The sequence below is a fragment of the Enterococcus sp. GPZ-007 genome, assembly GCF_059374735.1.
This window is the reverse complement of record NZ_JCAFYN010000087.1, coordinates 1-4683: the sequence shown is the minus strand read 5'-3', so window position 1 is coordinate 4683 and position 4683 is coordinate 1. Positions and strand designations below refer to the sequence as shown.

The 4683-nt window shown below is 40.3% G+C and carries 5 protein-coding genes; all 5 read right to left on the bottom strand.

The genetic code is table 11. The features are described 5' to 3' along the window. Positions 1 to 29: 29 nt before the first annotated feature. Positions 30 to 959 carry an Mn/Fe ABC transporter substrate-binding lipoprotein EfaA gene (gene efaA, locus AC4J95_RS20930; RefSeq protein WP_494551527.1) on the bottom strand — a complete coding sequence of 310 codons (930 nt, stop codon included), beginning with the start codon at positions 957 to 959 and terminating at the stop codon, positions 30 to 32. Then, the gene (locus tag AC4J95_RS20925; RefSeq protein ID WP_494551526.1) at positions 949 to 1803 is read right to left on the bottom strand and encodes a metal ABC transporter permease; all 855 of its coding nucleotides are present in this window, start codon (positions 1801 to 1803) and stop codon (positions 949 to 951) included. The genes efaA and AC4J95_RS20925 overlap by 11 nt, the downstream gene beginning before the upstream one ends. Continuing rightward, on the bottom strand, positions 1793 to 2542 hold the full coding sequence (locus AC4J95_RS20920) for a metal ABC transporter ATP-binding protein (RefSeq protein WP_494551525.1): 750 nt from the start codon (positions 2540 to 2542) through the stop codon (positions 1793 to 1795). Before AC4J95_RS20920 ends, AC4J95_RS20925 begins: the two co-directional genes overlap by 11 nt. A gap of 141 nt (positions 2543 to 2683) precedes the next feature. Next, positions 2684 to 3787: a lactate oxidase gene (locus AC4J95_RS20915; protein ID WP_494551524.1), complete on the bottom strand. Its 1104-nt coding sequence runs from the start codon at positions 3785 to 3787 to the stop codon at positions 2684 to 2686. Positions 3788 to 3862: 75 nt separating this feature from the next. After that, a partial coding sequence (locus AC4J95_RS20910; RefSeq protein WP_494551523.1) for an alpha/beta fold hydrolase occupies positions 3863 to 4683 on the bottom strand: 821 nt, incomplete at its 5' end.

Here is a 4683-nt window from a genome sequence, read left to right as displayed (position 1 = left end):
AGCAGCTGATGCCAAATCAGCTGCTTTTTCTATTTCATCAAACCTTCATGAATTTTGTCTAAATTCCATTTCATCATGCTATAGTAACTATCTCCAGTTTCACCTTTTTTCGCTAAAGAATCCGTAAATAGATCACTATAGATGGGCAAGTCAACCTCTTTCGACAATCGTTCCATACTACGCTTATCTACACTTGTTTCAACAAACAACGAAGGTACTTTAGATGCGCGGACTTTTTCAACAATCTGCTTCATTTGCTCTGGTGTTCCTTGACTTTCTGTATTGATTTCCCAGATATACGCCGCGGTTAACTCATAGGCCTTGGAAAAGTATTTAAAAGCCCCTTCACTGGTCACTAATAACTTTTTCTCATCAGGAATATCAGCGAATTCCTTTTTAGCTGAAGCATCCAACTCTTCCAGCTTTTTGATATACTCTTCCGCATTTTTCTCGTAGTTTGTTTGATTGTCAGGATCTTTTTCGCTCAAAACGGCTTGAATCTGCTTCACATATAAAATACCGTTCGAAATATCCAGCCAAGCATGAGGGTCTTCCTGTTTGCTATTGCTAGTTAAATGAATCGGTGTCACTTCTTTGCTGACGGCGAAATAATCTTCCTTTTCCTTTTTCTTAGCTGTCTCCATCAGCTTATCAAACCAGCCATTACCGGTTTCTAAATTCAAGCCATTATAGAAAACAATCTCCGCTTCACTCGCTTTTTTGATATCTTCCGGCAACGGTTCGTATTCATGGGGGTCTGTTCCGACTGGCACAATACTATGCACACTCACTTGATCCTTACCAACTTCTTTGACCATATCTGCAATAATCGAATTTGTCGCCACGACGGATAGTTTTTCTGAGTCTCCTGCTTCGCTATTGTCATTGTTGTTGGTTCCACAGCCTGCTAGGAACAATAATCCGATGATCCCTGCAAAAAGTATTTTTTTAAGCTTCATATGCTCGTTCCTTTCGTAATTGTTGAATCAATCCTTTGCTAGGTGAAAAAAGAAAAGCTGCGATGAAAAAGACTGCTGCTGTCATCACGATTGTTGCGCCAGAAGGAAGATTATAGCTATAACTGAAATACAAACCGATCATCGCACTTAATACACCAAATAAAGTAGACAAACCCACCATTACAGGAAGCTTATTTGTTAACTGATAGGCTGTCGCAGCCGGGGTGATCAGCATCGCAATAACCAAAATCGTTCCAACTGTTTGCAGGGACGTAACTGCAACTAACGTCAGTAGAAACATCAACCCATAATTGATCAAGCTAATATTCCAGCCATAGGACTGCGCCATTGTCGGAGCAAAAGAGGTTAATTTCAATTGTTTATAAAATATTCCCACTGCCAAAACAACGATTACCATGACAATTGCTGTTAGATACATATCTGAATCTCTTACTGCCAGCACATTTCCAAACAGAATGTGATAAAGGTCGGTAGCGCTTCTAGCAAAAGAGATCAGAATAATTCCTAGCGCAAAAAAAGAACTAAAAACAATTCCGATAGCAGTATCATTTTTTAACCTTGTATGCTTTCCGACAAAGCCAATCAATGCTGCTGAGAAAACCCCAAAAATGGTCGCCCCAATAATATAGCTACTGCCTAGCATGTATGATATCGCTACACCTGGTAAAACAGCATGGGAAATGGCGTCCCCCATCAAAGACATCCCTCGTAAAATAATAAAGGAACCAATGATTCCTGCTGAGATTCCTACCATGATCGAAGTGATCAAGGCATTTTGTAGAAATTGATAGTCGATTAATCCTTTAAAGAATTCATGTAGCAAAATCTGCACCCCCAATTCTTAGCATTTGCGTAATTTCACTGCCATAGGTTTTCTCCATATTTTTTGTCGTATACGTGTACTCAACCGGTCCTGAGGCTATCAGACCCTTGTTCAGCAGAATTACTTCGTCAAAATAATCGGTGACCTTATGCAAATCATGATGGACAATCACGATTGATTTTCCTTCATCACGTAATTCTTTTAATAATTCAATAATGATCTTCTCACTGGTTGCATCAATTCCAGCAAATGGCTCATCTAATAAGATCCATTCTGCTTTTTGCGCCAACGCTCGTGCTATAAAGACACGTTGAAGCTGCCCGCCAGACAATTCGCTGATTTGACGATCAGCATATTCTGTTAAGCCTACTTTTTCTAAACACTCATGGGCAAGAGCTTTTTCTTTTTTTCCTAGGCGTTGGAACATCGTTAAATGCGGATATGTTCCGAACAATACCACTCCAAAAACATCAATGGGGAAGCTTAAATCAATATCTTGTCGCTGCTCCACATAAGCGATTTTCTTTCTTTGTTTTGCTAACGGTTGATCACCATACAAAATTTTTCCTGACCGGATGTTCACTAACTCTAGGATTCCCTTCATCAAGGTAGATTTCCCAGCCCCGTTCGGTCCTACGATTCCCGTTAGTTTTCCGGGTACTAGTTCCAAATCAATCTGTCGCAAAGCGATTTTCCCACGATAAGCAACAGATAAATTTTCTATCCTAATCCTATCCATAGCTATCCCTTCTTTCTGTTTTAGGCTTACCTAAATATTATGTACATAATAAACGAAAAAGAAAACGTATGCAAGAAAAATGGTCAAAAAAAATGACTACATCAAGAAACTGAGTTTCTTGATGTAGTCGTTGAAAGCTTATTATGCATTATGAAGTTTGGTATTTTTAACTTCTTCAATTGTTTTTGTTCCTGCAAGTTGCATCGTGATAGACAATTCTTTGTTCAAATGGTCAAAGACAGATTTTACGCCTTCTGCTCCGCCAAGGTTCAAGCCGTAAATCACTGGACGGCCGATAGCAACTAAGTCAGCACCGCTGGCTAATGCTTTAAAGACATGTTCGCCGCGACGTACACCACTATCAAAGACGATTGGTACACGTTTGTTTACGACACCGGCAATTAATGGCAATACATCGAATGATGCGGGGCCTCCATCTAATTGACGACCACCATGATTTGAGATCCAGATACCATCCGCACCAGCTGCGATCGCAACTTCAGCGTCTTCAGGTGATTGGATTCCCTTAACAAAAACAGGCAAGTTTGTTAGATCCTTGATTTTCTTGATATCTTCAGGAACCAAACCTTGTTTCGCTGCCGCATAAATTTCAGCAATCCCTTTTCCTTCACCGTCACCGCTAGCACTTTGTGCACTATAAGCAGCCAGGTTAGGCATTGGTAGTGGAAATTGGAAGTTGTTGATAATATCCTCTTCTCGGTAACCACCAAGTGTCGAGTCTGCAGTTAAAATAATTGCTTTCGCTCCAGCTTTAACGGCTTTATCTAAGATAAATTCATTAAATCCATCGTCTTTGCTCATATACAATTGGAAAAACTGTGGTGCATTTGGTGCAGCAGCGGCCGCATCTTCAATCGTTGTATTGGCATAAGTACTGATAGAGAAAATCGAACCAGCATCGGCGACACCTTTAGCAGTATCCGCTTCGCCTTTTTCATGAGCCAATCCTTGCGCAGCAGATGGCGCTTGAATAATCGGTGTTGCAAGATCAATGTCCCAAAGCTTGGTGCTTAAATCGGCATGATCGATTCCGCGTAGGACCCGCGGCATAATTGTTTTATTATTAAATGAAGTAGTGTTTTCCTTCATTGTCCATTCATCTTCAGAACCGCCGCGAATATAACCAAACGCACCTTTTTCCATACGTTCTTTCACGCGTCCTTCAAGTGAAGCGATATTTACAATTTCAATTGGATGTTCTTCGTTACTTGTTTGATAAGTCATGATAAATCCTTCTTTCTTTTGAATACATGAATTATCTTAATACTCTTACAAAAAGTAAGCAAGCGATTTGTCTTCTTATTTCCACAAGAAGTTTGCGACAGCTTTATCAACTTCTAGATTCTCGTGTAATTGGCTGTGCTGCGCATTTGGTCCGGTGAAAATTTGATAATTGATTGGATTCCCGTGACCTTTCAAAAGCGAATAGGTCGCTAACGCGCTATTAAGCGGGACCGTTCCGTCCGTTGCAGTATCAGCATTTAATTTCCCTGCTATTAATAGTATCGGCAGTTTATTTGGTACATTTTCTATGCCGTTACTATAATCCATATATCTGCTGGCTTGTACATCCGGACCATTGTTCAACACATCATCAATTGATTCAGATGATTCGGTAAAGTCATTAAATGGTGCACCAATCGAGATAAATTTTTTGATCGTCGGCGCGTCAGTAGACTGCCCGTAAGTCGTCAAGTAACGTAAAGAGCTGACTCCGCCCATTGAATGACCTACCAAGTTCACTTGATCAACACCCTGCTGCTTCAAATATTTTAAAACACCATAGATCCATTCCGTTTGATTCCATTCATTATCCTTATTCGCTGTGAACAATACTTGAATACTCGGATTGTCCTTTGTTTTGCTTAACTGACCCTCAACCTTCAATGCTCCATCCAACTGAACTGTGATCAGTATTTCTTTCTTAGTCTTTCCTTCATTAGTCAATCGTTGAAGCATGCCGCCGAAGGAATTGATAGTACCGCCATATCCGTGAATAAAAATCGTTGGAACATCACTTTTCGAATAGGTATCCTTGACCTGCTTTTTGGCTACTGCTGAAACCGATGTTTTTCCCGAGTCCTTCGTTAGATTATTTCCGCAGCCGACAAGTAAAAAGA

Bases quoted from the DNA above. Each gene is read 5' to 3' on its own strand.
- AC4J95_RS20915 (WP_494551524.1), bottom strand. From the start codon at position 3,787: ATGACTTATCAAACAAGTAACGAAGAACATCCAATTGAAATTGTAAAT.
- AC4J95_RS20920 (WP_494551525.1), bottom strand. From the start codon at position 2,542: ATGGATAGGATTAGGATAGAAAATTTATCTGTTGCTTATCGTGGGAAA.
- efaA (WP_494551527.1), bottom strand. From the start codon at position 959: ATGAAGCTTAAAAAAATACTTTTTGCAGGGATCATCGGATTATTGTTC.